The following is a 26,799-nucleotide window of genomic DNA, read 5'->3' as shown; positions in this document are numbered from 1 at the left end:
TGCCTATTGGAGAGTTGTGGGCCCCGAAGGGGATCTTAGATGGATCATTCGATGACTGGCGAGCGGAAGTTGGCGGACTTTCGGCAGTGGACCCTCGCCGTGTTAGGCCTGCTCAGTGCGGAGTCCGAAAGGCAAGTGGCATACTTGCAGGAGACAGGGGTGGAAGTGGATGAAATCCTGCTTCAATTCGACGAAGTGCTGCACGTGGCTCGCGCCAGGGTGGCTGACGGTTCGCTGAAACGTGAAGATTACATCCTGCTTCAGTCGATCAACGGCAGCGCTGATTCTATAAGCGTTGGCCCCGATTCGGTTTGGACCGGGAGTGCGCTAGGGGAAGCCGCCGAATGGGAAGAGATTCGGGCGGTTTCGAGAGTGGCGAAGTCCAGTTTGGAGCGGTCCTGGAGTCAGGACTTTGGTGGTTAGTCAGAACCTGTTGGCCGTCGATTCATGGCGAATATCTTTCGGCGGCCAACGGAGGCCCACAGCCTGGACGCTCATCCCCCACACGGTGGTGCAGTACGTCGCGTGATCCTTCGCCGCCCCGCCGGGTGAAGGGCGTGGCTCTGACCCCGTCGCTTCGACAACGACATGGTGCGCACGGTACTCATGTGCCATGAGTGAAGAGGTCGAACCTCCGTCCGGCGGACGCCTGGTCGGTGGCCGCTACCGGCTCGTTGGGCGGATCGGCTCCGGCCCGAACGGCACCGTGTGGCGCGCTCTCGACGAGCAGGGCGGCCGGTACGTCGCCGTCAAGGAGCTCCGGCTGAGCGGGGACGCACAGGACGCGCACGACGCGGCGGAGGCAGAGGACGAGGAACGGCAGCGCCACGCGCATCGGTTGACACACGAGGCACGCGCTGCCGCTCGCGTCGACCATCCGGCCGCCGTTGCCATCCACGAGGTACTCCTCGTCGACGAAGTTCCCTGGATCGTCATGGAGTTGGTGGAGGGGGAGGCGCTGCACGCGGCCCTCGCCGCCCGCGGACCACTGCCGGCCGCCGAGGCCGCCCGGATCGGGCTCGCCGTCCTCGGTGCGCTGCACGCCGCCCACCGCGTCGGCATCGTCCACCGTGACCTCAAGCCGTCCAATGTCCTCCTCGAAGCAGGCGGCGAGCGCGTCGTCCTCACCGACTTCGGCATCGGCGCCGCCGGGCAGAGCCCCGGCGGGCAGGCGCCGGGTGGCTTCGTGGCCCCGGAGGGCGACTCGGGGCGGGTCTCGGGGCCTGCCTCCGACCTGTGGTCGCTGGGCGCGTTGCTGCGCACGGCGGCGGCGGACCCGCGGACCGGCCCTCTCGGTCGGCTGCTCGACCGGCTCCTCGCGCCTGACCCGGAGGCGCGGCCGACGGCGCGGGAGGCCGCCGAGGCGCTGGCCGCGATCGTCGGGACGGGACCGCCGGAGTGGGCCGCGCGGCCTTCGGAGCCGGCACCCGCTCCGGTGGCGCCCCCAGCCTTGGCCGCAGCCCCCGCTCCGTACCCGGCCGAGGCCGACGAGTCCCGGCGTCTCACCCCACTGACCGCCCTCGGTCTCCTCCTGTCGAAAAAACCGGAGCGCGGTTGAGCGGCACTGATCATCTACGTACAACGGCCTGATCAGCACATTCCCTGCCAGTGATCACTGGCGTCGTGTGCGCACCCGGTGAATCCCGATTACTGACGGGTACCCAAAGCCTCCGCGCCGGAATACCCTGCGGCTCATGACGGACGCGCAGGCCCCGGCCCAGCCCCAGACCCAGACCGGCACGAACCCCATCGCCCCTGCCCCGGCGGGCGCCCGTACCGCCGCCGACGTGGTCACCCCCGAGTTGATCGCGCAGCTCACCAAGGGCGTGGTCGGCTCCGGCCGCACCGCCAACCACACCCCGTTCACCGGCGAGAAGCTGGCGGACCTGCCCGAGTCCACCCCCGAGGACGTGGAGAAGGCCTTCCAGGCGGCCCGCAAGGCCCAGCCCGTCTGGGAAAGGACCCCGGTACGGCAGCGGGCCGCCGTCCTGCTCCGCTTCCACGACCTCGTCCTGGAGCGCCAGGCCGAGATCCTGGACCTGATCCAGCTGGAGACCGGCAAGGCCCGCCTGCACGCCCACGAGGAGGTCCAGTCCGTAGCCGTCACGGCTCGCCACTACGGCCGTAAGGCGTCCGCCTACCTGAAGCCGAAGCGGCACGCCGGAGCCGTCCCCACTCTCACGAAGGTCACCGAGCTGCGCCACCCGCGCGGTGTCGTCGGCCAGATCGCCCCCTGGAACTACCCGCTGGAGCTGTCGGTCGGTGACGCGCTCCCGGCGTTCGCCGCGGGCAACGCGGTCGTGATGAAGCCTGACACGGAGACCTGCCTCACCGCGCTCTGGGCCCGTGACCTGCTCATCGAGGCGGGACTGCCCGAGGACGTCTTCCAGGTCGTCCTCGGGGACGGTCCGGTCGTCGGCCCCGAGATCGTCAAGCACGCCGACTACGTCTCCTTCACCGGCTCCACCCGCACCGGCCGCGAGGTCGCCCAGGGCGCCGCCGCCCGGCTGGTCGGCGTCTCCCTCGAACTCGGCGGCAAGAACGCCATGCTGGTCCTGGAGGACGCCGACATCGAGAAGGCCGCCGCGGGCGCCGTCCGCGCCTGCTTCTCCTCGGCGGGCCAACTGTGCGTCTCCATCGAGCGGTTGTACGTCCACGAGGCGGTCGCCGACGCCTTCCTGGAGCGTTTCGCCGCCCGCACGAAGGCGATGCGCCTCGGTACGTCCCTCGCGTACGGCGCCGACATGGGCTCGCTGGCCGGCGAACGCCAGCTGGAGACCGTCACCCGGCATGTCGAGGAGGCCGTCGAGAAGGGCGCGAAGCTCGTCGCCGGTGGAGTGGCCCGCCCCGACGTCGGCCCGTACTTCTTCGAGCCGACCATCCTCGACGGCGTGAGCGAACCGATGTCGGTGTGCACGGAGGAGACCTTCGGCCCGGTCGTCTCCCTCTACCGCTTCCGGACCGACGACGAGGCGGTCGAGCAGGCCAACGCCACGCCGTACGGTCTCAACTCCTCAGTGTGGACGCAGGACAGCCGTCGCGGCCGCGAGGTCGCCGCCCGTCTGCGCACGGGCACGGTCAACATCAACGAGGGCTACGCCTCCGCCTACGGCAGCGTCCAGTCCCCGATGGGCGGCATGAAGGACTCCGGCCTCGGCCGCCGCCACGGCTCCGAGGGCATCCTCAAGTACACGGAGGCGCAGACGGTCGCCCAGCAGCGACTGCTGCCGATGGCTCCCTCGCTGGGGATGGACGACGAGAAGTACGCGCAGTTCATGAGCCGCAGCCTGAGGGTGATGAAGGCGTTCCGGTTCCGCTAGTGCCGCGACAGGCGCCAGTACGTCACCGCCCGTTCTCGACGAGGAGAGCACGTGCCCCAGGACACCAACCACCACGACGATGACGATGACGACTACGACTACGACGTCATCGTCGTCGGCTCCGGCTTCGGAGGTGCGGTGACCGCTCTCCGTCTCACGGAGAAGGGCTACCGCGTAGGCGTCCTGGAAGCGGGCCGTCGCTTCACCCGCGCCTCCCTCCCGAAGAACTCCTGGGACCTGAAGAACTACCTGTGGGCGCCCCGGCTCGGCTGCTACGGCATCCAGCGCATCCACCTGCTCGGCAACGTCATGGTCCTGGCCGGCGCGGGCGTGGGCGGCGGCTCCCTGAACTACGCCAACACCCTCTACGTACCGCCGAAGCCGTTCTTCGACGACCCCCAGTGGCGTGACATCACGGACTGGCAGGAGGAGTTGGCGCCGTACTACGACCAGGCACGCCGCATGCTCGGGGTCCGCCTCAACCCGACGATGACCCCGTCCGACGTGCATCTGAAGGCCGCCGCCGAACGGATGGGCGTCGGCGACACCTTCCACATGGCGCCGGTCGGCGTGTTCTTCGGCGACGGCGAGGACGCCGACGGCTCGGTGAAGGCGAAGTCCGGCGAACAGGTGCCGGACCCCTACTTCGGCGGCGCGGGCCCGGCCCGCAAGGCCTGCAACGAGTGCGGCGAGTGCATGACCGGCTGTCGGCACGGCGCGAAGAACACCCTCAACGAGAACTACCTGTACCTCGCCGAGAAGGCGGGCGCGGTCGTGCACCCGCTCACGACGGCCGTGTCGGTCACGGACGACTCGCAGGGCGGCTACGCGATCGCCACCCTCCCCACCGACGACCGCCGCGGCAGCCGCGACAACCGCAAGGCGACGGACCGCCAGGCGACGGACCGCAAGGCGACGGACCGCCAGGTGACGGACCGCCAGGCGAAGGGCCGCACCTTCAAGGCCCGCCGGGTGGTGCTGGCCGCGGGCACGTACGGCACCCAGACCCTCCTGCACCGTATGAAGGCAGGCGGCCAACTGCCTTATCTCTCCCGCCGGTTGGGTGAACTGACCCGCACCAACTCGGAGGCGCTGGTCGGCGCGCAGACCGACGACCGCCGCTATCGCGAGGTGACCGGCGAGCCGAAGGTCGACTTCACCCGCGGAGTCGCCATCACCTCGTCCGTCCACCCGGACGCCAACACGCACATCGAGCCGGTCCGCTACGGCAAGGGCTCCAACTCGATGGGGAGCCTGTCGATCCTCCAGGTCCCGTACGCGGAGGGCGCGTCCAGGGCGGCGGCCTGGCTGAAGAACGCGGCCCGGCACCCGGCCCTCGTCCTGCGCTCCCTCTCCAACCGCCGCTGGTCGGAGAAGACCATCATCGGCCTGGTGATGCAGTCGCTGGACAACTCCCTCACGACGTACCTGAAACCGGACGGAATCGGCAAAGGCCTGCTCACGGCCCGCCAGGGCCACGGCTCCCCGAACCCCCAGCAGATCAGGGCGGCCTCGGAGGGCGCGTCCGCCATCGCCGCCGAGATCAACGGCTTCGCCGGCTCCAACGTCGGCGAGCTGATGGGCACCCCGCTCACCGCCCACTTCCTCGGCGGCTGCCCGATCGGCTCCTCCCGCGAGACCGGCGTCATCGACCCCTACCACCGCCTCTACGGTCACTCCGGCATCTCGGTCGTCGACGGCGCCGCGGTCTCCGCCAACCTGGGCGTGAACCCGTCCCTGACCATCACGGCCCAGGCCGAGCGGGCGATGTCGTACTGGCCCAACAAGGGCGAGGCGGACCCGCGTCCGGCGCAGGGACAGCCGTACGAACGTCTGCAGCCGGTCGAGCCGAAGGCGCCGGCGGTCCCCGCGGACGCGTTCGGCGCGCTGAAGCTGCCGTTCCTGGGGATGCCGGCGGTGCCGCCGAAGAAGTGAAGAAGCAAGGCACTCACGGCAAAGGGAAGGACCTGCACCCCCCTCCGAGCGCAGGTCCTTCTCTGTCGTGCGGTGAGCCAACCGGGCCGCTGGGGGCTTACGCCGCCGTGCCCGCCTTGCGGCGACGGGCCATGAAGACCGCGCCCGCACCGGCGACGACGGCGACCCCGCCGACGAGGCCGACCATCGGCAGCGCCGAGCTGGAACCGGTCTCGGCGAGCGTGCCGTCGACCTTCGGCGTGCTGCTCGCCGGCTTCTGAGCGGTCACGGGGGCCCTGCCGCCTTCCTGCGGCTTGGCACCGTTCGTGTCCGTACCGGCGGCCACGATCTGGAACTTGTAGGAGATGTCACCGAAGCCGGTGCATTCGCCGTCGCTGTCCCCGTAGATGGTCGCGCCGAGGGAGAATCCGGCGCCTACCGGAGCACTGGACTTGACGTTGACGCGCAGCGGAATGTCGGCCTCGTAGTCGGGCTTGAGCTCGTCGGTGGCGCCGACGTAGCCGACCGCGTAGCCCTCCTCGTCAAGGTTCTCCCAGACCTTGTCCTCCGGGTTCCACGCCTGGAGCTGGACCTGCTTGCTGCGGAACAGCTCCTCGCCGTCCGCATCGGAGGAGGCCCCGGCGAAGAAGTCGAGGTCCGTGAGAGTGGAGTCCGAGGAGTTGAGGACGTTCAGCGAGAACTTGTGCCAGCCGCTGCCGGCGGCGATCTTGCCGGGCAGACCGTTGATGCTGACGTCCACCTTGGAGTCTTCGCACTCGGACGGCTCGGGGAGGGGCGACTCCGACTCCTCGGGAGCGGAGGTGCTCGGCGCCGGAGTGGTCTCGGTGGCGGAGGTGCTCGGGGCGGGGGAGCTCGGGGCGGGGGAGCTCGGGGCGGGGGAGCTCGCCGGCGCGGACCCGGTGGGGGTGGCGGTGGTGGTGGCGGTGGCGGTGGCCGTCGGGGTGCTCTCGGTCGCGGACGTGCTCGGCGACGCTGATGCGCTCTCGGTCGACGTCTCGCTCACGGAGGCGCTCGGGGAGGTGGACGCCGGATCGTCGGTCGCGTAGGCGGCCGGCGCGGCAAGCAGAGTCAGCGGGGCTATGACGGCGGTGGCAGCCGCTGCGACCATGGCACGACGAAGCTTCATGAAGACCTCGGTAATCCGGTGGGCTGCGCGACGGCAGCCCACTTGGGGGAGGCCTCCGCGTGTGGGGCGCGGGTGTGGCCCTAGGTTCGCCGTGTTTGATCTGTGAAGCGTGTGAAAGGTTGCACTCGCCTTCACAGGATTTTTATGTGGGGTGAGTCACACCTTGGATCGCCTTGTGAATGCGCTTTCCCAGCGCTTAGAACTGTGCTTCGTGTCTGACAAGCCGTCCGAGGAACCGTCCTCGACTCCGGAGATTCCCGACGACGTCTGGGAACAGTTCGCCCGCGATACCGAACGGGACATCCGCGGCTCGGCCCCCAAGGAGCCCTCCGCGCGGGCCCGTTTGGTGACTGAGCGGCTGCGGCAGCAGGAGGCGCGGGGTGAGCAGCCGGAGGGTTGGCGCACCGGCCCGGCAGGGCGCGAGAGGGGCGGGCGCACGGCGAGGCGTCGGCGCCTGTGGGCGATCGGCGGTGTGGCCGTCGCCCTCGCCGTGGTCGTCGTGGCGATGAAGCCGTCGCTGCTGCCGGGCGACCCGTTCGGCAAGGGATCGTCACAGGCCGCGGCCTCGTCGCTCCCGGCGGAGACCGCGGCCCCCACCGCGCCCCCGGCCGCCACGGACCCCGAACCCCCCACCCTGGACGAGCCCTTCGCCGGATCTCCCGCCCTGCGGTGGGCCGACGGCGCGGCCGGTATCGCCCTGCCGGAGGCCACGGCCGTCGGAGGGCTGCCGAAGGACCGGGTCGAACTCGCGCTCCAGCAGACCAGGAAGCTGCTCGTGCACGCGAACCTCGACCCGAAGACCCTGCGCGGAGAACGCCCGGAGGCCGTCCTCGCGGTCCTCGACCCGCAGCAGCCCGACCTGGTCGACGACGTGAACCGGTCCCTGCGCGCGCCCGGCAAGGACGACGACCCGCTGCGCATGTTCAGCCGCTTCGACCCCGCGGACGTGGAGCTGGTCGGTGAGGTGATCAAGACACGCGGCCGGATGACGTTCGCGAAGGGCGACCAAGGGGGCGTCGCCGTGCACGCCGACTACACCTTCGTCTACCCGCTGGTGCGGACCGACGGCTCGACCGAGGTCACGCGCACCATCGTCCGCCGCGTCCTCGACGTCGAACTCCTCGACCCCGCCCGCTACCGGGCCACGCCGGGCAGACTCGACGTCCTGCGCTACGACGTGAGCTCGGGCAACTCGGCCTGCGGTGTGTACGACGGTTATCTGCACCCGCGGTTCGACTCGGCCGACCCGACGGGCGCGCCCGCGACGGGCCCGACGACGGACCCCTACGACCGCAGTGGGAACCTGGACACCGACCCGGACACCTGCGGATCGGTGTCCCGAGTCTGACCTGCGAACGGGCCTCTGGCAGGCCTCTGGCAGGCCTCTGGCAGGCCTCTTCCGGGCCTCTGACAGACGAAGGGCCCCGCAGGTTCGAACCGCATCGGCTCGGACCCGCGGGGCCTTTCTTCAGTCAGCACCGACGTCAGGGCAGCGCCGGTGCCTGGGAGCGGCGCCGGGGGGTTGCGCCGCTTGCTTGTGTGCCCTGGGTCGGCGCCCCGGCGCATGCGGGGCGCGTGAATGGTCTCGACCTTTGGCAATGAGGCACCACACGAATGCAGTTGTTGCCGTTGTCGCGGGCGGTTGATGCAGTTGTCCACGGTGGGACTGGGGGCTTTCTACGCATCGTGCTGGCTGGCTGCGGGCCTCCGCAACCGTTTGACCCGGTCTTGTTGTGCTTCCGCCGGGCGGCCCCGGGCGTCCCCGGAGCCGACCGTTCTCTTGGGTGACCGGGCTGCTGTCCCCTGCCGTCCGGTCACTTGTCCGGAGCGAGGTCCCACGACACACGGCACGATCCGTACGTCTCATCGCTCCAGCGAGCCACGCGTGGTTCGTTCGAGCCCGCCCCTGGCTGGCACGGACACCACCACCAACGAAGCGTCGCGCGTCGCGGTCACGCGCCGTACGGGTGAGAGCGGGCCCGAACTCAGATGCGACCCCGGCACAGCTCCAGCAGGGTCATCGCGAGGGACGTTCCCGGCTTGCCCAGTGCCTCGCTGTAGTGGCTGAGGATCTCCATCTCACGGGACAGGTTCACCCGCCGCCCGCCGGAGGTGATCCTGGCCTCCTGGATGACCGTGGACACGGCCACCCGTTCCTGGATCAGTCCGATGATCCGGTCGTCCAGGGCGTCGATGCGTTCACGGGCACCGGTGATCACGTCGGCGGCCTCGGGGGTACGGGCGCCGGTCACGTCGGTGGCGGTCGTGGCGGTCATGCGGGGCTCCTCGTCGGAAGGGGTGCGGTGCGGTGCCCCGGAGCGGCAAGGTCCGGAAAACGCCAGGCGCCCCGGGCCTTGTCGGCCCGGGGCGCCTGGGAAGTCGCTTGTCAGTAGCTCAAGCAGCACGACCATGGCAGCCGGTGGGCCGGTTGCCATAGGTAAAGAGGAAGGTCGGGTGCGTGAGCATGGGCGCCAGTATGCCACGGAACTTTTCCGGCGCCGATCCGCACCTCTGAGGTCCGCAGTCCCGCTCCGAGGTCCGCAGTCCCGCCCTCAGGTGCCTGGACTCCGGATCTCAGGTGCCTGGACTCCGGACCTCACGTGCCTGGACCCCGTTCTCAGGTGCCGGGGCCCCACTCCCGCCCACCTCGGTAGAATCGGATAGCACAGAGACCCCGCCCCACCGCCGGAAGGCCCCCGTGTCATCAGCGACCCCCGCCCCCGACACCGTCCTGGTCGTCGACTTCGGCGCGCAGTACGCCCAGCTCATCGCCCGTCGTGTCCGCGAGGCCCGGGTCTACAGCGAGATCGTGCCGAGCACCATGCCGGTCGCTCAGATGCTCGCCAAGAACCCGGCGGCGATCATCCTCTCCGGCGGCCCCTCATCGGTGTACGCCGACGAGGCCCCCCGGCTCGACCGCGAGCTCTTCGAGGCCGGCGTTCCCGTCTTCGGCATGTGCTACGGCTTCCAGTTGATGGCCACGACCCTCGGCGGCACCGTCGACAACACCGGCGCCCGCGAGTACGGCCGCACGCCCCTCCACGTCTCGAATTCCGGCTCCACCCTCTTCGGGGGCACCCCGGACGAGCAGTCGGTGTGGATGTCGCACGGCGACGCCTGCTCCGCCGCCCCCGAGGGCTTCACGGTGACCGCGTCCACGGACGTCGTCCCGGTCGCCGCCTTCGAGAACGACGAGAAGAAGCTCTACGGAGTCCAGTACCACCCCGAGGTCATGCACACCGCGCACGGCCAGCAGGTGCTGGAGCACTTCCTGTACCGGGGCGCGGGCCTGGCCCCGACCTGGACCACGGGCAACGTGATCGAGGAGCAGGTCGCCGCGATCCGTGAGCAGGTCGGCGACAAGCGGGCGATCTGCGGTCTGTCCGGCGGCGTGGACTCCGCGGTAGCCGCAGCCCTCGTCCAGCGGGCCATCGGCTCCCAGCTGACCTGCGTGTATGTCGACCACGGCCTGATGCGCAAGGGCGAGACAGAACAGGTCGAGAAGGACTTCGTGGCCGCGACCGGCGTCCAGCTGAAGGTCGTGGACGCGGAGGAGCGCTTCCTCAAGGCGCTCGCCGGGGTCTCCGACCCGGAGCAGAAGCGGAAGATCATCGGCAGGGAGTTCATCCGGGTCTTCGAGCAGGCCCAGGCCGAGATCATCGCGGACGAGGGTCCCGAGGTCGCCTTCCTGGTCCAGGGCACGCTCTACCCGGACGTGGTGGAGTCCGGCGGCGGTACCGGCACCGCCAACATCAAGTCCCACCACAACGTGGGCGGCCTGCCCGAGGACCTCGAGTTCCAGCTCATCGAGCCGCTGCGGCAGCTGTTCAAGGACGAGGTCCGGATGGTCGGCCAGGAACTCGGCCTCCCGGAGGAGATCGTCCAGCGCCAGCCGTTCCCCGGCCCCGGCCTGGGCATCCGTATCGTCGGCGACGTCACCAGGGAGCGCCTGGACCTGCTCCGGGACGCCGATGCCATCGCCCGCGAGGAACTGACCGCGGCGGGCCTCGACCGGGACATCTGGCAGTGCCCGGTGGTCCTGCTCGCGGACGTCCGCAGCGTCGGCGTCCAGGGCGACGGCCGCACCTACGGCCACCCGATCGTCCTGCGCCCGGTCTCCTCCGAGGACGCCATGACGGCCGACTGGTCGCGGCTGCCGTACGACGTCCTCGCGAAGATCTCGACCCGGATCACCAACGAGGTCAAGGACGTCAACCGGGTGGTCCTCGACGTGACGTCGAAGCCGCCGGGCACCATCGAGTGGGAGTGAGCTCCTTTTCGCAGCTCAGGGCTCAGGTTCGCCTGAGCGTGCGCACCGAGGCTCCGGGCTTCCAGACCTGGACGACCAGATACGTGTCGTCCTCCACGTAGGTCCGTACGACCTCCGTCAGCTCGGTGCGGAAGAGGTGGAACGGCTCCGGCGGTTCCACCTCTTCGACGTATCCGGCGATGGTTCCCGGGTCGTCCACCTCGATGGCCCGGCCGCTGACGCGTACGTCACCGCCGCCCATGCCCTGCCCCTCTCCGGGATTCGCCTGAAGTGCGAAACGGGGGTCGCGGCGCAGGTCGAGGACCTTGAGCGAGTCGGGCATCATGCCCAGCCACAGCTCGCCGTTCAGGAACCGCGCTTCCAGGCCGGTGGTGCGCGGCGAGCCGTCCTTGCGCAGGGTGGCGAGGACGTGGTGCGTGAAGGCGCCGAAGCGTGCCTCGACGGTCCTGGCGAGATCGGGTTCCGAGGAAGAGAATGCTGCCCAGTTCATATCAGCCATTCTCCTGTCGAAAACCGACATCTTCTGTCGTGTATTGCTTGTGTACCTCATCTTTACCGCTCGGCGCTGTTCTCTTGCCCTGACCGACGGTAACTTCCGCCCCGTAAAGCCCCCCAGTGCTGGAGGACCGACAGATGCACGGCACGCCCGATGCCGGGCCCACACCGCCGCAGCCGCTGCCCACCGACCGGCTGCGGTTCGCCATGCCGCCGATGCACGAGTCGGTGGAGGACGAGCGACGGCACCGCAAGGAGCGGCTCGCGGGCGCGCTGCGGATCTTCGGCCGGCTCGGCTTCGAGGACGGGGTCTCCGGACACATCACCGCCCGCGACCCGGAGTACAGCGACTGCTTCTGGGTCAATCCGTTCGGGATGCCGTTCAAGCACGTCACCGTGAGCGACCTGGTGCTCGCCAACTCCGACGGGCAGGTCATCGAGGGCGGCCACCACGTCAACCAGGCGGCGTTCACCGTGCACGCCCAGGTGCACGCCGCCCGCCCCGACGTCGTCGCCGTCGCCCACTGCCACTCGGTGCACGGCCGCGCCCTGTCCGCGCTGGGCGACCTCCTGGACCCCATCACCCAGGAGAGCTGCGCCTTCTACGAGGACCACGCCCTGTACGACGCCTACTCCGGCGTCGTCGTCGACGCCGACGAGGGCCGCCGTATCGCCACCGCCCTCGGCACTCGCAAGGCGCTCGTCCTGCGCAACCACGGCCTGCTGACCGTCGGAGACTCGGTGGACGCGGCGGCCTGGTGGTTCCTGTCGCTGGAACGGTCCTGCCAGGTACAGCTGACAGCGAAGGCCGCCGGACGCCCCCTCCTGATCGACCACAAGATGGCGGTGGCCACCCGCGAGCAACTGGGCGGGGACCTGGTGGCGTGGATCAACTACCAGCCGATGTGGCAGGACATCAGCCGCAGCGAGCCGGACCTGCTGAGTTAGTGCCGGAGGGCGCCGGTAGGGGGATTGCCGGAGGGCGCCGGTAGGGGGATCTCGCGGTTGACCCGCACCAGCATCTGGGTCACCGGCAACGCGCGGGCCGTCAGCATCTTCGGCTTCGCGCCGAGCCAGTGCCGAGCCAGTGCCGAGCCAGTGCCGAGCCAGTGCTAGAAGTCGCGGAGCACGGCGGCCTTGGTCATCGCGAACTCCTCGTCCGTGAGCACCCCAGCCCGGTGCAGTTCGCCCAACTCCCGCAGCCTTCGCAGGAGTACGTCGTGATGGTCGGCCGGGGGCAAAGCCGCCGCCGCGAGACGGGGGCGGTCGTCGGCGGGGTGGTCGGCGGGGCGTTCGTCGTACCCGACGCCGGTGCGGGTGGAGGGGTGCGGCAGCCGGGCCGTGACAGCGGCGGCGACGATCGCCGTGAGCAGGTCACGGCGGGCGCTGCCCCACAGGTCCAGGGCGTACGGGTCCTTCTCGGGCGGCAGTTTGGAGAACGCCGTCTCGCGGGTCGCGAAGCGCAGGAAGCCGTCCTCGTAACCGGAGTTGGGCAGCCACTCGACCTGGACGACGTCCCCGATGGTGATGATGCGCGGACCGGTGGCCCGTTTGACCCGGTCGGAGGTGTCGGACCAGTCGACGCGCACCTGGGTGCCGTCGAAGGAGACCGTGCCGTCGGAGGAACGCACCGAGACCGGGACCGGCGGCCCGGGCAGGAGATAGGCCTTGGCCGGCTCCTGGGGGATCTGGTCCAGGAGCAGCGCGTGGCGGATCTCCTCGGCCACGTACTCGGCGACCCCCGCCCGGTCGATGTCCACCGCCAGCCGGTACGGATCGGCGGGATCGGGCAGCCGCCCACCGGTCGCCTGGAGCAGCGGATCGGCGCCCTCACGCAGCCACATGCGCAGCCGCCCACGCTTGCGTTCGGGTTCGAAGACGACGCCCGAGATGGCCTCCAGGGGCACGGCGATCTCCCCGTACGTCTGCCGGAACAGCGGCACGGAGCGGTGCAGACCCGGCGTGATCCGGACCGTGCTGCCGTCGAAGGCCCAGGTCCCGTCGCGCTGGATGATCTCGGCCATGGCCACATTCTCGCAGCCGGGTCAACACAGCGGCCCGCACTTCACCCGCTACTTCCCCCGTTGCTTCACCCGCTACTTCACCCGCGCTGACCGGCCTGGCCGACGCGGAGCGTGCTGGATAGGGCACAATTCGCTGTCATCGTAGGGCAGTTGCGGGGCTGGGAAGGCGGACGTCGGACGTGGCGGTGCAGGAGGCGAGACAGGGCGTGGGCGGGGGCGCGCAGGGCGGCCCGCGGAGTGCGCACGGAGGGGGCTGCACCTGCGGGGACTGTCCGCACGGGGCGCGTGCGGGGCACCGGCAGGCGGTCGCCGCGTTCCTGCTGAAGCGGGACGGGTTCGCGGTGGGGGAGGGGCTGCCCGCGGGCGTCGCCCACTCGGCCACGGCCTCCCGCCAGTGGGTATCGGAGGAGCTGACCCAGTCCGCCGAACTGGTCGCCGAACGCGCCCGGGCGGAGGGCGAGGCCTGGCTGGCTTCGCTGTGGCGCCGTACCGCGATCACGGTGTGGGGGCTGGTCGTCGTACTGCTCCTGGCGCAGGCGCTCACGGCGATCGGCGCGGGCTGGACGACCGCGCGCACGGCCGGTCTGCTGGCCGCCCTCGTGCTGGCCGGCGCCCTGACCGCGGCCTCCTGGTTCCACCGGGCGCGCGGCGGGGCGCTGGCGCCGGTGATCGGCGAGGACCACCGGCTGTCCACCTCCCGCGCGGTGGCGGTCGGTTGGGTGCTCTTCGTCGCGTACGCCGTGCTCGTGCTGGTCGGCCGCCTGGCCGCCGCCTCCGGCCACACCGAACGCGACGCGCTGATCTCCGGTCTCGAACTCGCCCGGGGCGCGGGCGTGGTGAGCGTGCTCGCCGTGGTCTGCGGGATCGCCGTGCTGGTGCGGCGCGTGGTCGGACTGCGGGTGCTCGGGCAACGGCTGCAGAAGGTACGGGCGGACCGGCCGCGCGCCTCCGATCTGCTGACCGATGACGCGGGCCGGGGCACCTTCGCCGACATCCAGTACGTCGTCATCAGCGCGGTGGCCCTCCTGTTCGCAGCGGTACGGCTCGCCCGACGCCCCGACCAACTGCCGGACCTGCCCTGGGGGCTGGCGGTGGTGGTGCTGGTGTCGGCCGGAACCTATCTCGCCGGGAAGTACGCGGAGGGCGGGCGCCCGGTGATCCACTCCGTCGTACGGGCTCGGGAGGCCGGCGACCTGGACGGGCCGATCCGCACCGGCGACGACATCGAGATCCGGGGTGCCGGATTCGTGCCCCCGGGTGCCCAGACCGCCGACCGCCTCTCCCGCACGGTCGTCCGCATCGGCGCGGTGAACGTCCGCGTCCCTCTCGTCCCGGTCACCGGCGGCTTCAGCAACCCGGCGGACGCGGTGCTCACGGTGCCGGTACCGGTGGACGTGGAGCCGGGCCGGGTGGTGGTCCAGGTGGTGACGGCGACGGGCGTGGAGACGAACCGGTACGAGATCGAGGTGACCGAGTGATCGAGGTGACCGAGTAGCCGATGTGATCGCCTGCCGCCTGCCGCCTGCCGCCTGCCGCCTGCCGCCTGCCGCCTGCCGCCTGCCGCCTGCCGCCTGCCGCCTGCCGTGCAGTGACCCCCTGTCATTGATGGAACCGAGCAGCGGCCGGGGCCGCTCATATCGGAGAGACTGGTCGGGACAGCATTGAGTGTGGCTCCCCGGTCGTACGTATCGTCTTTCAAGGGGTCACTGCACGGCAGGCGAGAGGCGGCTTGGAGCGATGACTCACGGCGTTCGTACGGACACGCATTCCCCCTATGTCGAGGGCGGTCGCGGCTGGCGGGACACCGCTACCCGCTACGCCCTGCTCCCACTCCGCGTCTTCCTCGGTGTCACTTTCATCTACGCCGGACTGGACAAGCTCACCGACAGCGCCTTCATGAAGGCATCCGGCTCCGGTTCCGTCGGCGACCTGATGCGCACCGTCCGCGACTCCTCCGCCATCCCGGCCCTGGTGGACCTGTCCCTGAAGAACCCCGCCGGCTTCGGTTACGCCATCGCCTTCGGTGAACTCGCCGTCGGCATCGGCGTCCTGATCGGCCTCCTCGCCCGCCTGGCCGCGTTGGGCGGCGCGCTGATCTCCCTGAGCCTGTGGCTGACCATGAGCTGGGCGTCCGACCCGTACTACTACGGCAACGACCTCCCGTACATGTTCTGCTGGGTGCCTCTCGTGCTGGCCGGGGCGCCCTACTGGTCCCTGGACGCCCTGATCAAACGCCGACGTGACCGAAGCGTCTGGCGATGAGTCAGAGCTGCGCCTGATCTGACGGTTACGCCCGTTCACACACCATGACGCCCAGCCCACCCCGACCGGAACAGCCGGTTACGAGGTGGGCTGGGTGCTTTCGGGCTGATTGCTTTGGGTTCGTGTGTGGGCGGTGAGGCCGGTGAGGACGAGGGTGAGCCAGTGTGCGCGGGCGGCGGGCGGCGGGTGGCTGGTCGGTGGGGGCGGTGCTGAAGAGCAGGTAGATGTCGTCGACGGTGACGTCCTGATGGATGTCCCCGTCGGCCTGTCCCGCCTGGACCAGGGTGGCCGGCGCGGCGCCGGTCACTCTCGTGTCTCCGTCGGCACTCCCGCCGGCTCCGCGTGGCGCGCTCTCCGGCGTCTGCGCAGGGACCGGGTCACGATGGCGGTCGTACCTGCCAGGAACAGGCCGATCACCACCGCGGGGATCACCGCGAACCACGGGGTCTCCCAGAGACCGCCCGCGTCGCCGGCGTAGATGATGCCCGCGAGGGTGAGGAAGGTGCCGGCGACCAGCTTCCCGGGCTGGAACTCATGACGTAGCACGGCTCACCTCCGCCTGGCCCACGCCCACCTGGAGGTCGAGGTCGACCGTGCCGGCGCTCTTCACACCCGGGCTCGGCGGCAGGGTCACCTGCTTGTACCTGCCCGGCTTCACATCCACGTCTTTCTGCTTGTCGCCCGGCAACTGGATGTCGCCCACCCCCACGTCGATGTTCAGCTTCACCGTGATGTCCGGGGGCACGACCACCCGCACCCGGCCCACGCCCACCTCGACCTCCGACTCCACCAACGTCGCCGACTGTCCTTTGCCCCACCGCAGCCGGGTCAGATCCAGGGTTCCGACGCCGGTGCCGAGGTCGTACTTCCGCTGGACGTCGGCCACCGCGGCGGGCCGCCAGGTCGTGCGCACCCAGTCGGTGCCGATGTTCTTGGGCAGCGCCGTCGAGGCCGCGAGCAGGCCCGCCGTGATGATCGCCAGGAAGATCGACCCTGCACCCGTACGCCCCAGGAACGCGCTGACCGCGATGCCGACGCCGAGCACGATGAGCGCGCAGGCCAGACCGGTCTGCAGGCTGGTGCCGAGCGTCTGTTCCTCCCACGTCGCTCCCGTGCCGAGGCCGCCCGCGAGCAGCGCCAGGACGAAGACCCTGCCGCCGATCCAGCGGGGGCCGCGCGGCCTGGGCGCCCGCTCGGGCGGCGTGCGTATGTCCTGGCGGCCGGCCCACGTGGTGCCGAGGCTGATGTTGACGGCCGCGTCGATGTCCCGGTCACGGGAATCACGCGGCCCCCACAGATAGCCGGTGCCGCCCACATGGGTGCCGTCCTTCACGATGGGGTCCCGCCACCAGGACGGGTAGGCGGCGGGGACCGGCGGCGCCTGGGCCTCCGGCGGGGCGTCGGCGACGGCCTGCGCGGCCAGCGGGTCCGTGTCGGGTGCGCCACGGTGCCGCGACCAGTAGCCGGCGCCCGCGAGGAGCAGGGAGAGGACGACGGCGAAGGTCAGCACCCCGCCGTTGTTCAGCAGCGTCAGGAACACCCCGCAGCCGACCAGCGCGAACAGCACGGCCGTCAGCGCCTGACCGTCGACGCGGCCGGTGAAGAGCTTGCGGACCTCGTTCTCGTCCTCGCCGTCGTACGGCACGAAGAGCCACGCGAAGCCGTAGAAGAGGAGGCCGATCCCACCGGTCGCGGAGAGCACCGCGAGGGTGATCCGGAAGATCACCGGGTCCATGTCGCACTGCCGCCCCAGCCCGGCGCACACCCCCGCGAGCATCTTGTGCCGTCGGTCGCGCCGGAACCTGCGCGGCAGCTCGGTCGCGCGCGGTTCCTTTTCCGCGGCGGGCGCGGGGCGCGTGCCGGACGAGGTGTCCTCGTCCGGCACGGAGTCCGCGGCATGCTGGCGCTCTGTCATGTGTCCATGGTGACGGGCAAGCGCGCGCAACGGCAGTCGGTACGACCCTGGCCGGACCCTGATATCGCCCCTGATCCGGCGCCGGGGAAGCGTTCGACGGCGCGGCCCGTCGAAGATCAGGGGTGTCTCGGGGGACAACCCTGATGCCCCGGACCTCCCGTCGTGTGACCATCGTTGGCATGCCGGAAGCCGCAGCAGCGCCCCTCGTGGAACCGCGGCCGCCGCGCAAGCTCTACCGCAGCAGTGACGGACGCTGGCTCGGTGGCGTGGCGCGGGGGCTCGCCGGGCATCTGGGGCTGCCCGTGATCTGGGTGCGGCTGGTCTTCGTCGGCCTGTTCATGGCGGACGGCCTCGGCGCCCTGCTGTATGCCGCGTTCTGGTTCTTCGTACCCCTCGGCGTCGGCGGCGTCGGCGGTCAGCGACCCCCGTCCCTGGTCACCACCGAGACCTCGCCGGACGGCCGCCGCAAGCTCGTCACCCGCAGACCGGACAAGGGCCAGATCGTGGCCCTGCTGCTCATGGTCGTCGTGGCCATGGTCTTCGTCGGCAATGTGAACCTCGGTAACGGCGCGAAGGCGTATCTGTGGCCGATCGTCCTGGTCGGCGCGGGCGTCGCCCTCGTCTGGCGGCAGGCGGACAACGCCCGGCGGGCCCGCTGGGTCGAGGCCGGCCGCCGCCGGCGCACACTCACGCTGCTGCGCGCGGGCGCCGGTGTCCTGCTCGTCACCGCCGGTGCCTCCGGGATCTTCGTCCTGCAAGGCTCCGCCTCCCACCTCGGCTCGGTCCTGCAGGCCGCCCTCGCGGTCCTCGTCGGTATAACGCTCCTCGCCGGCCCCTACCTCGTGCGCATGACCCAGGACCTCTCCGAGGAACGTCTGATGCGCATCCGCGCCCAGGAGCGTGCCGAGGTGGCCGCCCATGTCCACGACTCGGTGCTGCACACCCTGACCCTGATCCAGCGCAACGCGGAGAACGTGGGCGAGGTACGCCGCCTCGCCCGCGCCCAGGAGCGTGACCTGCGCACCTGGCTCTACAAACCCGAGGGCACCGGCAAGGACGAGGCCGACGAACCCACCACCCTCGCCGACGCGGTCCGGCGCAACGCCGCGGAGGTCGAGGACAATCACGGCGTCCCCATCGAGGTCGTGGTCGTCGGCGACTGCCCCCTCGACGAGGGAATCGCGGCGCAGATGCAAGCCGCACGCGAGGCGATGGTGAACGCGGCCAAGTACGGTGGCGAGGGCGGGGCCGTACAGGTCTTCGCCGAAGTCGAGGGAAAGACGGTCTTCGTGTCCGTCCGGGATCGGGGGCCCGGCTTCGACCTCGACTCGATACCCACCGACCGTATGGGTGTCAGAGAATCGATCATCGGCCGTATGGAGCGCAACGGGGGCACGGCGCGACTGCGCGCGGTGCCGGACGGCGGCACGGAGGTCGAGCTGGAGATGGAGAGGGCGGAGAAGACGTCATGAGCGACCCGACCGACGACAACGGCACGGCTGGAGCGGCGGAGACGGCCGAGTCCGCGAACACCTCCGGCGGGGGTGGGGGCGGGAGCGCGGGCGCGCGGCATGCGCGCGTGGTCCTCGTCGACGACCACCGCATGTTCCGTACGGGCGTCCAGGCCGAGATCGGCCAGACCGACCAGACCGGCGTCGAGGTCGTCGGCGAGGCCGCGGACGTCGACCAGGCGGTCACGGTCATCACCGCGACCCGCCCCGAGGTGGTCCTCCTCGACGTCCACCTCCCGGGCGGCGGTGGCGTCGAAGTCCTGCGCCGCTGCGCCCCGTTGATGTCCGACGCCGAGCAGCCCGTCCGCTTCCTCGCGCTCTCCGTCTCGGACGCGGCGGAGGACGTGATCGGGGTGATCCGAGGCGGCGCGCGGGGCTATGTCACCAAGACGATCACCGGCACGGATCTGATCAACTCCATCTTCCGGGTCCAGGAGGGCGACGCGGTCTTCTCCCCGAGGCTCGCCGGTTTCGTGCTGGACGCCTTCGCGTCCACGGACGCGCCTCCCGTCGACGAGGATCTCGACCGCCTCACCCAGCGTGAACGCGAGGTCCTGCGCCTGATCGCCCGCGGCTACGCCTACAAGGAGATCGCCAAGCAGCTCTTCATCTCCGTCAAGACGGTCGAGTCCCATGTCTCGGCAGTCCTCCGCAAGCTCCAGCTGTCCAACCGGCACGAGCTGACACGGTGGGCTACGGCACGACGGCTGGTGTGACCCTGCCGAGACTCGGACAGCCGCCGAGGGAGGTCCCCTGCCTTGACACAAACGCAGGGGGCACCCGCCAGAACCAGGGCAGTGGACCCCGAGGGTTCGTCGGAACCCTCACCCCGACGACGCCCTGGTGATCTGCTTCTCGAACCAGTGGTGTGCGTACGGCTCGTCGTTGAAAGCGGTGACCTCCTGGAAGCCACAGGAGTGATACAAGCCGATCGCCGCGCTGAGAGCCTTGTTGGTGTCCAGCCGCAGTACGTCGTGGCCGTGCAGGGCAGCCCGCGCCTCCAGTTCGGCCAGGAACCGGCGGCCGAGGCCGAGCCTCCGGGCGCGGGGCGCGACCCACATGCGCTTGACCTCGGCCGGGGCGTCAGCCGGTAGCTTCAGACCGGCGCAGCCGACGGGCTCGCCGTGCAGCCGGGCAATCAGGAACAGCCCGTGCGGCGGCCGGAGTTCGCCCGCGTCGGGCAGCAGACTCCGCGCGGGATCGAAGCCGGTCTCGAAGCGCTCCTGCAACTCGGCGAAATAGGACCGCAGGCATCGCTCGCCGTCGGGATGGTCAGGGTCGACGGCATCCAGCGTGACCGTCGCGGCGGTCAGCAGCCGATCGACCTCGGCCATGGCGGCGACCAGCCGGGAGCGCTGGGCGGCGTTGAGCGGCTCCAGCAGGGAGCCGGCCAACTCGTCGCTGCGGGTATCCAGCAGGGCACGCTCCACGCGGCCCGCCTCGGTGAGCCGGACGGTACGCACCCGTCTGTCCTGGGGCTGCGGCTCCACCGTCACCAGGCCCTCGGTCTCCAAAGAGCGCAGCAGCCGGCTGACGTACCCGGAATCGAGCCCGAGGCGCTCGCGCAGTCGCCGTACGTCCTTCCCCTGCTCGCCGATCTCCCACAGCAGCCGGGCCTCACCGATGGGCCGGCCGCGGCCCAGGTAGTGGTCGTGGAGCACGCCCACGCGTTCGGTGACGGTGCGGTTGAACCGCCGCACCTGGTCGATCTGCGTCGCATCCATTCTCTGACTCTAGTCAGAGAATCTGGTGTGCGGCCAGAGGCGGTCCGCGTGGGGGCGCACAAGGGGAGGGCTCCACGGGCTTCACGCTGGTGACGCGGCGACGGTCAGGAACCCGCGGACATACCCGGCCACGGTGTCCAGGTGACTCTCGAGCAGGAAGTGTCCACCTCCGGGAACCAGGTGGATCTCCGCGTCCGGCAGGTCCCTTGTGAAGGCGCGTGCTCCGTCCGGGCCGAAGATCTCGTCGCCTGCGCCCCAGACGGCGAGGAGGGGAACCTGCCGTTCCCTTTCGACACCAGCCCTGCCGCGGTGCCGACAGCCGAGGATGAGGCCGGCCTGCAATCCGGTCGAAGCCCTATGAGCCCACCGTGCCTTGCACGAACCGCCGAAGGTGCGCACGCATGGTGTGGGGCTGCTCCAACCAGGGCTCGTGCCCAGCGTCTTCGACCCGGGTCAGCGGAAGATCGAGCCTGAGCGCGAGTGCTTCAAGCGCCGACACAGGACGAGGATCATCGGCCCCACCGAGGAGCTCCGCCCGCGCGGGCAGGCATGCGCGGAGCTCGGCAAGATGCTCATCGAGCGGGTCCGCGCGGCCTTCCTTGCCGAGCTCGCTGTTCATAGCCCAGTTGACGGGGCGCCGCCGCCGGGCACCCTGCGCGGCCCAGTGCCACCCCCGTTCGGGATCGGCGTGGTCGGTGAACCAGGCCAGTGTGAGCAGCGCGACTTCCTGCTCCTCCGTGCGGTGAGGCAACTCCTCCAAGGCGCGGAGCTGCTCCTGCTGCGCCGCGGACATGCGGCGGCCGCGCTCCGCTCGGTCCCCGGTACGCCAATCACCGACGAACGGCCCGCACATCAGCAGCATCGCGGCAACCCGGTCAGGATGCGTCAGACAGAACCGGCTCGCCAGATTCGTGCCGTAGGAGTGCCCGATCAGCACGGCCTTGGGCACGCCCCATGCGTCGAGCAGCTCAGCAAGATCGTCGACATGCCGGGCGAAGGAATGGTGGCCCTGCCACGGGGATTGGCCTGTGCCACGCTGGTCGTACCGGTACACGGGCGCGAGGTCCGCGATCATGGGGGCGACATCGCCCAGATAATCCGGCAGCCCCGGACCGCCATGGAGCAGGATCACGGCCGGCTGCCGAGTCGTGTCCCCCAGCGCCATCCAACGTAACTGCGCCTCGTCGGTCATCGACGTGAGGCCCTGCGTCTCCATCAAGGTCACCGCGGAGAATCTACCGGTGTAACTGAGGCTGCCCGACGGCTCTGCGATGGACATCAAGAGCCTCGCCAAAGCACTGCCCCTGCACGGTCAGCGAGCCGTCAGCAGCGCCCTTACCGCTCTGTCCCGCGCCGGGCACCTGCACCGTGCTCGGGTCCTGGCCGCCACCGGGGACAACGGCACCCGCTGGGTGTTCCGTACGTACTGGTCCAGCGCCGCACGGGGCGACGCCTGGTGGGCCGCCCTCATGAGCGGCGGCGAAGCCCCGGAGATCGCCCAGGGCGGTGACGTACCGGCTCCGGGCGGCGGCGTCGCGTCGGACGTCAACCCGACGCCCGACCACACCACCCCATCCACCGACGTGCCCGCGCCCGCTGAGCCCTCGCCCACCACCGCCTCGCCCACCACCGCCTCGCCCGCCACTGCCTCGCCCGCCACCGCCTCGCCCGCCACCGCCGCGCCCGCATCCCCCATGGCCGCGCCCGCCAAAGCCGCGCCCACCGAGCCGCATGCCGCCACCGCCTACCGGGTCCTGGCCCGGCTCGGCAGCATCGAATCCCGGCTCGCCCTTTCCGCCGCCGACTGCGACGCCCTCACCGAGCTGGTCACCCCGTGGCTGGAGCGGGGAGCGAGTACCGTCTCCGTGATCCAGGCCCTGACCGCGGGCCTGCCCGACGCCGTCCACGCTCCGCGCGGGTTCGTCGCACGCCGCCTGCGGGACAAGCTGCCGCCCCAGCCCGCGCCCACCCCCGTACCGGCGGCTTTCGATGAGCTTCCCTCGGGCCGCCCCCGCCGTCTCATGCCGGAGTGCACCGAGTGCGGCGTGCCGGGACGCCCTGAGGCCTTCGTCGGCGGCCTGTGCCGGGGGTGCCGTACGGCCTCACCGGGCGCTCCCGTGACACCGCCCCGGGGCGGTGGAGAGCTGCGCCGTCAGAACGCGGTCGTCCTCTCCCGCGAAGCTCTTGCCGCTCGTGACCGTCGACAATCGGCCACATCTCGTCCCCTCGCGGTTGGACAGCCGTGAGCCATCAGACGGGCTCTCACCCCACCCGTGTCGCCCCCGCGAACGGCATCTCGCTGATCGAGGCCAGGCGCACCGGTGCCGACGGGTTCGGGGCGTGGATCATCTGGCCGTTGCCGACGTAGAGGCCGACGTGGCTGATGCCGGAGTAGAAGAACACCAGGTCACCCGGGAGCAGTTCGGAGCGGGAGACGCGCCGGCCGGCGCCGATCTGGGCGTAGGTCGTACGGGGCAGGGAGACGCCCGCGGCGCGGTACGCGGAGAGGACGAGACCCGAGCAGTCGAAGGCGTCCGGGCCGGTCGCGCCCCACACATACGGGCTGCCGAGCTTGGCGTAGGCGAAGGAGACGGCGGCCGCAGCACGGGAGTTGGGCGTATCGGGGTTGGGTGTATCGGAGGTGGCTGTCCCGGTTGCCGACAGGCCGTCCTGCGCGGCGCGGGCGGACCGTGCGGCGCGGGCCGAGCCGGCGCCCTCCTCGAAGCCGGCGCCCTCCCCGAAGCCGCCGTTCTCCCCGAAACCGGCGCCCTGCCCGAGGCGGGCGCGGTCCTCGGCGGACAGCCGGGACAGTAGCCGTCGGGCTGCGGTCAGCTTTCCGTTGATCGTCGTCCTGTGCCGTCTCAGCTCCGCCTGGCGGGACGTCAGCGAGGTCAGCTCGATGCGGGCGGCCCCGCGCAACTGCTCGATCTCCCGCAGTTGTCTGCGGACGCTCGCGGCGGACGAGGCCTGTCGGTTGCCCGCCCGCTCGACGAACTCGGCCCCGTCCAGGTACTGGTCGGGATCGGCGGACAGCGCGAGTTGCAGGGCGGGATCGAGGCCGCCGTCGCGGTATTGCGCCCTGGCCGTCGAACCCAGCGCGTCCCGCGCCGAGTTGAGCCTCTCCGTCCGGCGGGCCGCCTCGTCCCGCAGGGTCGACAGCCGATGTTCGGCGGCCTCCGTCTTCTCCCGCGCGCCGTTGTACTTCTCGGTGGCGACCTCCGCCTCCCGGTACAGCTTGTTCACCTCGGCCTTGACCTGCGTCGGCGCCGGCTGGGGCGCGGCGAGTCCGGTCCCGTCGAAGCCCGTCGCCGTCGCCGCGCCCGCGAGGGCGATCGTCGCCACCGCACGGACCGGGTTGCCGCTGACCGAACGTCGCCGGGGCTTGCGGTGCGCTGCCAACTGGACTGCACGTCCTTTCGTACGACTCCTACGACCGCCGCATCCGTACGACCGCTGAGCGGAGCGGACGTACGGCCGCCCGGGGGCGGATGAGGCGTCCGGCGGCGGCCCGCACAGGGGGAACGGGGCGCCGCCGGACTTCTCGGCGGTGGTGGCCGACTGCAGCCCCTGGCCAGGGGCTGCGGTGGGGAGCCGGTCACCTGGTGGAGGACGCTAAGCCTGACCGTGACGGCACGGTAACGGGTTGTGCGGAAGTGCCGGGAGTGGACCACCTGGTGACCGTAAGCGACCGCGATCCGGCGTCGTCGCCGTCGACTTCACGCTGCGTGATGACCGAAGTGGGGGTTTCGGGGGTGTTGCGGGTGATTGGCTGCTATGGGCCGCATGTACGCAAGAGCCATTTGAGGGAGGCGGGCAAGGGAGGCGGGCAAGGGGAGCGAGTAAAGGCGGGCAAGGGAAGTGGGCAAGGGAGGCCGGCGAGGGGAGCGGGCCCGGTGTCAGGCGCCCGATGCGGCCCTGACTAGGCTCCGCCTCATGGACGTACTCATCCATCTCTTCGTCGGCCTGCACATCATCGGCATCGCCTCGCTGCTGGGCGGTTTCCTCACCCAGATGAAGGCGATGGGCCGCGGCACCGCCCGTTTCGTCCCCGCGATGCTGCACGGGGCCCTGACGATGCTGGTCACCGGGGCGATCCTGGTGGGCCTCAACCAGGCCGACGACCAGCACGTCAACAACATCAAGATCGGCGTGAAGCTGGCGCTGCTGATCGTGATCCTGGGGCTCGTCTATGTGAAGCGCGACGACGAGAAGGTGGACAAGGGCCTGTTCGGCCTGGTGGGTGCGCTGACCACGGCGAACATCTTCATCGCGGTGCTGTGGACGTGAGGCGGACGGGCGCCGGGAGGGGCCGCCGGACCAGCGCGGACCGCCCCCGGCGGTGACCGTCAGGCCGGTCGTACCACCCGGTAGATCGACGACTCGCCGTCGTAGAAGATCGACTCCTCGCGGACGTACGCGCCCGGCTTCGGGGCGTGGATCATCATGCCGTTGCCGATGTAGACGCCGACGTGGCTGATGTCGTCGTAGAAGAAGACCAGGTCACCGGGCTGGGCGTTGGAGACGGAGACCGTGGTGCCGGCGTTCACCTGGTCGTAGGTGGTGCGGGGGAGGGTGACGCCGGCGGCCTTCCAGGCGGCCTGGGTGAGGCCGGAGCAGTCGTAGGACCCGGGGCCGGTGGCGCCCCAGACGTACGGCTTGCCGATCTGCGCGCGGGAGAAGGCGAGCGCCTTGTCCGCCTTGGCCGCGTACGAGGAGTCGGGCGTGGTGGTCGTGCCGGACCCGGACGTGGCGCCGCCAGACCCGGCCCCGGACCCGGACGTGGCCGTGCCGGAGGAGCTGTTCTGCTCCTGCTCCTGCTCCTGCTCCTGCTGCTGCTGCTGAGCCGCGGCCGCCTCCTGGGCCTTCTGCTCCGCCGCCGCCTGCTGCTGCGCCAGCTCCGCGGCCTTGCGCGCCGCCTCCTGCTGCTTCTGCTTCTCGATCGTCGCGAGCCGCGCCTTCTCCTGGGCGGTCAGCTGCGAGAGGAGGCCACGTGCGTCGGCGAGCTTCTTCTGGACGGTCGCCTTCGCCGTCTTCAGATCACTCTGCGACTCGGTGAGCGTCCGCAGGCTCTCCGCGGCCTCCTGGCGCTTCTTCATCGTCGCCGACTGCTCGGTGACGTAGTCGTCGACCGCGACCTTCTGGCGGCTGGTCATCCGGCCCATCAGCTGGGTCTGGTCGAAGTAGTCCTGCGGTGAGTCCGCGAGCAGGAAGGTCGCGGTGTCGGGCGCGGAGGCGCCGGTGCGGTACTGAGCGGCGGCGAAGGAACCCAGCTCCTCCCGCGCCGTGTTGAGCTTCTGGGTGCGCTGGGCGACGTCGTCCAGGAGGCCGTCGACGGCCTCGCGCTGCTTCGCGGTCTTCTCCTTGGCCGCGTTGTACTTGTCGGTCGACGACTCCGCCTGGCGGTAGAGGTCGTCGACCTTCTTCTCGACCTCTTCGAGGCTCGGTCTGTCGGCGGCCGGGGCGGCGGCGGCCGACTGGGTCAGCAGGGCGACGGAGGTGAGGGCCGCCGTCGCGAGGGCGGGGGTCCGTATGCCTGCTGCGCGCGTACCCGGGGGACGCGACTTGCGGTGCGACGCCAAGGGAGGCGACTCCTTCCATGCTCCGCCTACCGAGTTAGCTGTCGGGTTCGGGCGGGTGGTTATGGAAGGTTTGCCCTACGGCCACGCCCTGGAGGGGGTCGGCCGATTCACCCCAAGTTCGGTGGGTCCCCGGTTCCGGTCACGCGGTGGTGGCTCCGGATTCGGCGGAGGCCGCGCGGCCCGGCGACGTTCGCCGGTGGGGGTCGTACGGCCTGTCCGAAACCGTAGCCAACTGGTGTGGCGCCTGTGAAGGTTGATGGTCGAAATGCCCGATACATTTTCGTGACCTCAAGTCAGAACCTCGCATGGCGTGGCCTATGCGCCATGACCTGCACGGGCTTGTCCGTATATCTGCTGAGTGGCGGTGTCGCGAGACCTTCGTCACTGGCTGACGAAGAGCGGGCTGACGTGCAGATCGATTTCGCCGTTCGAAGACGTTCGAAGACGTTCGGAGCCGGAGCCGGAGCCGGAGCCGGAGTCGTACGGGGCCGTACGGCCCGTACGAAAGTGAAGGTGCCGTTCCCGGCAGGGCGTCGCCGTCGATCCGTACGACGGCCAGGCTCATGTCTCGCCTGGTCGACTGTCTTGCCTGGTCGGCGCCGGCCGACAGCGGACCGCGACGGCGCGGCCCTGGAAGG

General features: G+C 70.6%; 25 protein-coding genes and 1 riboswitch. Of the genes, 14 read left to right on the top strand and 11 right to left on the bottom strand.

Going from position 1 to position 26,799, the window contains the following annotated elements; all coding sequences use genetic code 11:
- Positions 1–159 precede the first annotated feature (159 nt).
- The 4 genes from M2271_RS07235 to M2271_RS07220 all read left to right on the top strand — a co-directional run bounded on the left by M2271_RS07235 (position 160) and on the right by M2271_RS07220 (position 5,255).
- Complete coding sequence (locus M2271_RS07235; protein WP_280886283.1) at positions 160–423, top strand: hypothetical protein; 264 nt, start codon at positions 160–162, stop codon at positions 421–423.
- Positions 424–613: 190 nt separating this feature from the next.
- Positions 614–1,558 carry a serine/threonine-protein kinase gene (locus tag M2271_RS07230; protein ID WP_280886282.1) on the top strand — a complete coding sequence of 315 codons (945 nt, stop codon included), beginning with the start codon at positions 614–616 and terminating at the stop codon, positions 1,556–1,558.
- Positions 1,559–1,694: 136 nt separating this feature from the next.
- Positions 1,695–3,320 (top strand): succinic semialdehyde dehydrogenase, encoded by a 1,626-nt coding sequence (locus M2271_RS07225; RefSeq protein WP_280886281.1) that lies wholly within the window; start codon positions 1,695–1,697, stop codon positions 3,318–3,320.
- A 51-nt stretch (positions 3,321–3,371) separates the two neighbouring features.
- Positions 3,372–5,255, top strand: coding sequence for a GMC family oxidoreductase (locus tag M2271_RS07220; RefSeq protein ID WP_280886280.1), 1,884 nt, complete (start codon positions 3,372–3,374; stop codon positions 5,253–5,255).
- Between the two features lie 97 nt (positions 5,256–5,352).
- Here M2271_RS07220 and M2271_RS42475 read toward each other — a convergent pair whose 3' ends face one another.
- Entirely contained in the window at positions 5,353–5,994 is a 642-nt protein-coding gene (locus M2271_RS42475) for an LAETG motif-containing sortase-dependent surface protein (RefSeq protein ID WP_348539153.1), read from the bottom strand.
- A 1-nt stretch (position 5,995) separates the two neighbouring features.
- Between M2271_RS42475 and M2271_RS42470 the strand changes: the two genes are divergently transcribed.
- Both M2271_RS42470 and M2271_RS07210 read left to right on the top strand, forming a co-directional pair.
- Positions 5,996–6,301, top strand: coding sequence for a hypothetical protein (locus tag M2271_RS42470; protein ID WP_348539152.1), 306 nt, complete (start codon positions 5,996–5,998; stop codon positions 6,299–6,301).
- Between the two features lie 291 nt (positions 6,302–6,592).
- Complete coding sequence (locus M2271_RS07210; RefSeq protein ID WP_280886278.1) at positions 6,593–7,729, top strand: hypothetical protein; 1,137 nt, start codon at positions 6,593–6,595, stop codon at positions 7,727–7,729.
- Between the two features lie 637 nt (positions 7,730–8,366).
- Here M2271_RS07210 and M2271_RS07205 read toward each other — a convergent pair.
- Entirely contained in the window at positions 8,367–8,657 is a 291-nt protein-coding gene (locus tag M2271_RS07205; RefSeq protein ID WP_280886277.1) for a chorismate mutase, read from the bottom strand.
- 422 nt (positions 8,658–9,079) lie between these two features.
- Between M2271_RS07205 and guaA the strand changes: the two genes are divergently transcribed.
- A complete protein-coding gene (gene guaA / locus M2271_RS07200; protein ID WP_280886276.1) occupies positions 9,080–10,651 on the top strand; it encodes a glutamine-hydrolyzing GMP synthase in 1,572 nt (523 codons plus the stop codon).
- Positions 10,652–10,673: 22 nt separating this feature from the next.
- On the opposite strand, the gene M2271_RS07195 is transcribed toward guaA, so the two are convergent.
- Positions 10,674–11,141 (bottom strand): pyridoxamine 5'-phosphate oxidase family protein, encoded by a 468-nt coding sequence (locus M2271_RS07195; RefSeq protein ID WP_280886275.1) that lies wholly within the window; start codon positions 11,139–11,141, stop codon positions 10,674–10,676.
- A 143-nt stretch (positions 11,142–11,284) separates the two neighbouring features.
- Between M2271_RS07195 and M2271_RS07190 the strand changes: the two genes are divergently transcribed.
- Positions 11,285–12,094 carry a class II aldolase/adducin family protein gene (locus tag M2271_RS07190; RefSeq protein WP_280886274.1) on the top strand — a complete coding sequence of 270 codons (810 nt, stop codon included), beginning with the start codon at positions 11,285–11,287 and terminating at the stop codon, positions 12,092–12,094.
- 164 nt (positions 12,095–12,258) lie between these two features.
- On the opposite strand, the gene M2271_RS07185 is transcribed toward M2271_RS07190, so the two are convergent.
- Complete coding sequence (locus tag M2271_RS07185; RefSeq protein ID WP_280886273.1) at positions 12,259–13,170, bottom strand: DUF4429 domain-containing protein; 912 nt, start codon at positions 13,168–13,170, stop codon at positions 12,259–12,261.
- 179 nt (positions 13,171–13,349) lie between these two features.
- Between M2271_RS07185 and M2271_RS07180 the strand changes: the two genes are divergently transcribed.
- Positions 13,350–14,648 carry a hypothetical protein gene (locus M2271_RS07180; RefSeq protein ID WP_280886272.1) on the top strand — a complete coding sequence of 433 codons (1,299 nt, stop codon included), beginning with the start codon at positions 13,350–13,352 and terminating at the stop codon, positions 14,646–14,648.
- Positions 14,649–14,907: 259 nt separating this feature from the next.
- Complete coding sequence (locus M2271_RS07175; RefSeq protein ID WP_280886271.1) at positions 14,908–15,432, top strand: DoxX family protein; 525 nt, start codon at positions 14,908–14,910, stop codon at positions 15,430–15,432.
- A 303-nt stretch (positions 15,433–15,735) separates the two neighbouring features.
- Here the strand turns inward: M2271_RS07175 and M2271_RS07170 are convergent, their stop codons facing one another.
- Both M2271_RS07170 and M2271_RS07165 read right to left on the bottom strand, forming a co-directional pair.
- The gene (locus M2271_RS07170; RefSeq protein WP_280886270.1) at positions 15,736–15,978 is read right to left on the bottom strand and encodes a hypothetical protein; all 243 of its coding nucleotides are present in this window, start codon (positions 15,976–15,978) and stop codon (positions 15,736–15,738) included.
- Positions 15,965–17,347, bottom strand: a complete 1,383-nt coding sequence (locus M2271_RS07165; protein WP_280886269.1) for a PspC domain-containing protein — start codon at positions 17,345–17,347, stop codon at positions 15,965–15,967. Before M2271_RS07165 ends, M2271_RS07170 begins: the two co-directional genes overlap by 14 nt.
- Before the next feature lie 179 nt (positions 17,348–17,526).
- Here M2271_RS07165 and M2271_RS07160 point away from each other — a divergent pair, with 179 nt between their 5' ends.
- Together M2271_RS07160 and M2271_RS07155 are read left to right on the top strand one after the other, a co-directional pair.
- Complete coding sequence (locus M2271_RS07160; RefSeq protein WP_280886268.1) at positions 17,527–18,819, top strand: ATP-binding protein; 1,293 nt, start codon at positions 17,527–17,529, stop codon at positions 18,817–18,819.
- Positions 18,816–19,574 (top strand): response regulator transcription factor, encoded by a 759-nt coding sequence (locus M2271_RS07155; protein ID WP_280886267.1) that lies wholly within the window; start codon positions 18,816–18,818, stop codon positions 19,572–19,574. Before M2271_RS07160 ends, M2271_RS07155 begins: the two co-directional genes overlap by 4 nt.
- Positions 19,575–19,682: 108 nt before the next feature.
- Here the strand turns inward: M2271_RS07155 and M2271_RS07150 are convergent, their stop codons facing one another.
- The 3 genes from M2271_RS07150 to M2271_RS07140 all read right to left on the bottom strand — a co-directional run bounded on the left by M2271_RS07150 (position 19,683) and on the right by M2271_RS07140 (position 21,798).
- On the bottom strand, positions 19,683–20,582 hold the full coding sequence (locus M2271_RS07150) for a helix-turn-helix domain-containing GNAT family N-acetyltransferase (protein ID WP_280886266.1): 900 nt from the start codon (positions 20,580–20,582) through the stop codon (positions 19,683–19,685).
- Between the two features lie 81 nt (positions 20,583–20,663).
- The gene (locus M2271_RS07145; protein ID WP_348539151.1) at positions 20,664–20,981 is read right to left on the bottom strand and encodes an alpha/beta fold hydrolase; all 318 of its coding nucleotides are present in this window, start codon (positions 20,979–20,981) and stop codon (positions 20,664–20,666) included.
- Positions 20,938–21,798, bottom strand: a complete 861-nt coding sequence (locus M2271_RS07140; protein ID WP_280886502.1) for an alpha/beta hydrolase — start codon at positions 21,796–21,798, stop codon at positions 20,938–20,940. The genes M2271_RS07145 and M2271_RS07140 overlap by 44 nt, the downstream gene beginning before the upstream one ends.
- A 55-nt stretch (positions 21,799–21,853) precedes the next feature.
- Between M2271_RS07140 and M2271_RS07135 the strand changes: the two genes are divergently transcribed.
- Entirely contained in the window at positions 21,854–22,828 is a 975-nt protein-coding gene (locus M2271_RS07135; RefSeq protein WP_280886265.1) for a MarR family transcriptional regulator, read from the top strand.
- 16 nt (positions 22,829–22,844) lie between these two features.
- Here the strand turns inward: M2271_RS07135 and M2271_RS07130 are convergent, their stop codons facing one another.
- On the bottom strand, positions 22,845–23,981 hold the full coding sequence (locus tag M2271_RS07130) for a C40 family peptidase (RefSeq protein ID WP_280886264.1): 1,137 nt from the start codon (positions 23,979–23,981) through the stop codon (positions 22,845–22,847).
- A gap of 534 nt (positions 23,982–24,515) precedes the next feature.
- On the opposite strand from M2271_RS07130, the gene M2271_RS07125 reads away from it, so the two are divergent.
- Positions 24,516–24,869: a hypothetical protein gene (locus tag M2271_RS07125; protein WP_280886263.1), complete on the top strand. Its 354-nt coding sequence runs from the start codon at positions 24,516–24,518 to the stop codon at positions 24,867–24,869.
- A 59-nt stretch (positions 24,870–24,928) separates the two neighbouring features.
- Here M2271_RS07125 and M2271_RS07120 read toward each other — a convergent pair whose 3' ends face one another.
- Positions 24,929–26,161 carry a C40 family peptidase gene (locus tag M2271_RS07120; RefSeq protein WP_280886262.1) on the bottom strand — a complete coding sequence of 411 codons (1,233 nt, stop codon included), beginning with the start codon at positions 26,159–26,161 and terminating at the stop codon, positions 24,929–24,931.
- Positions 26,162–26,169: 8 nt separating this feature from the next.
- Positions 26,170–26,338: riboswitch (cyclic di-AMP (ydaO/yuaA leader) on the bottom strand.
- Positions 26,339–26,799 lie beyond the last annotated feature (461 nt).

Source organism: Streptomyces sp. LBL, from assembly GCF_029893585.1.
Classification (GTDB): domain Bacteria; phylum Actinomycetota; class Actinomycetes; order Streptomycetales; family Streptomycetaceae; genus Streptomyces.
This window is presented reverse-complemented; position numbering and strand designations above follow the sequence as displayed.

Coding starts and splice junctions, on each gene's coding strand:
- M2271_RS07230 (WP_280886282.1), top strand. CDS start 614: ATGAGTGAAGAGGTCGAACCTCCGTCCGGCGGACGCCTGGTCGGTGGC.
- M2271_RS07225 (WP_280886281.1), top strand. CDS start 1,695: ATGACGGACGCGCAGGCCCCGGCCCAGCCCCAGACCCAGACCGGCACG.
- M2271_RS07205 (WP_280886277.1), bottom strand. CDS start 8,657: ATGACCGCCACGACCGCCACCGACGTGACCGGCGCCCGTACCCCCGAG.
- M2271_RS07195 (WP_280886275.1), bottom strand. CDS start 11,141: ATGAACTGGGCAGCATTCTCTTCCTCGGAACCCGATCTCGCCAGGACC.
- M2271_RS07190 (WP_280886274.1), top strand. CDS start 11,285: ATGCACGGCACGCCCGATGCCGGGCCCACACCGCCGCAGCCGCTGCCC.
- M2271_RS07185 (WP_280886273.1), bottom strand. CDS start 13,170: ATGGCCGAGATCATCCAGCGCGACGGGACCTGGGCCTTCGACGGCAGC.
- M2271_RS07175 (WP_280886271.1), top strand. CDS start 14,908: ATGACTCACGGCGTTCGTACGGACACGCATTCCCCCTATGTCGAGGGC.
- M2271_RS07165 (WP_280886269.1), bottom strand. CDS start 17,347: ATGACAGAGCGCCAGCATGCCGCGGACTCCGTGCCGGACGAGGACACC.
- M2271_RS07160 (WP_280886268.1), top strand. CDS start 17,527: ATGCCGGAAGCCGCAGCAGCGCCCCTCGTGGAACCGCGGCCGCCGCGC.
- M2271_RS07155 (WP_280886267.1), top strand. CDS start 18,816: ATGAGCGACCCGACCGACGACAACGGCACGGCTGGAGCGGCGGAGACG.
- M2271_RS07150 (WP_280886266.1), bottom strand. CDS start 20,582: ATGGATGCGACGCAGATCGACCAGGTGCGGCGGTTCAACCGCACCGTC.
- M2271_RS07140 (WP_280886502.1), bottom strand. CDS start 21,798: ATGGAGACGCAGGGCCTCACGTCGATGACCGACGAGGCGCAGTTACGT.
- M2271_RS07135 (WP_280886265.1), top strand. CDS start 21,854: ATGGACATCAAGAGCCTCGCCAAAGCACTGCCCCTGCACGGTCAGCGA.
- M2271_RS07125 (WP_280886263.1), top strand. CDS start 24,516: ATGGACGTACTCATCCATCTCTTCGTCGGCCTGCACATCATCGGCATC.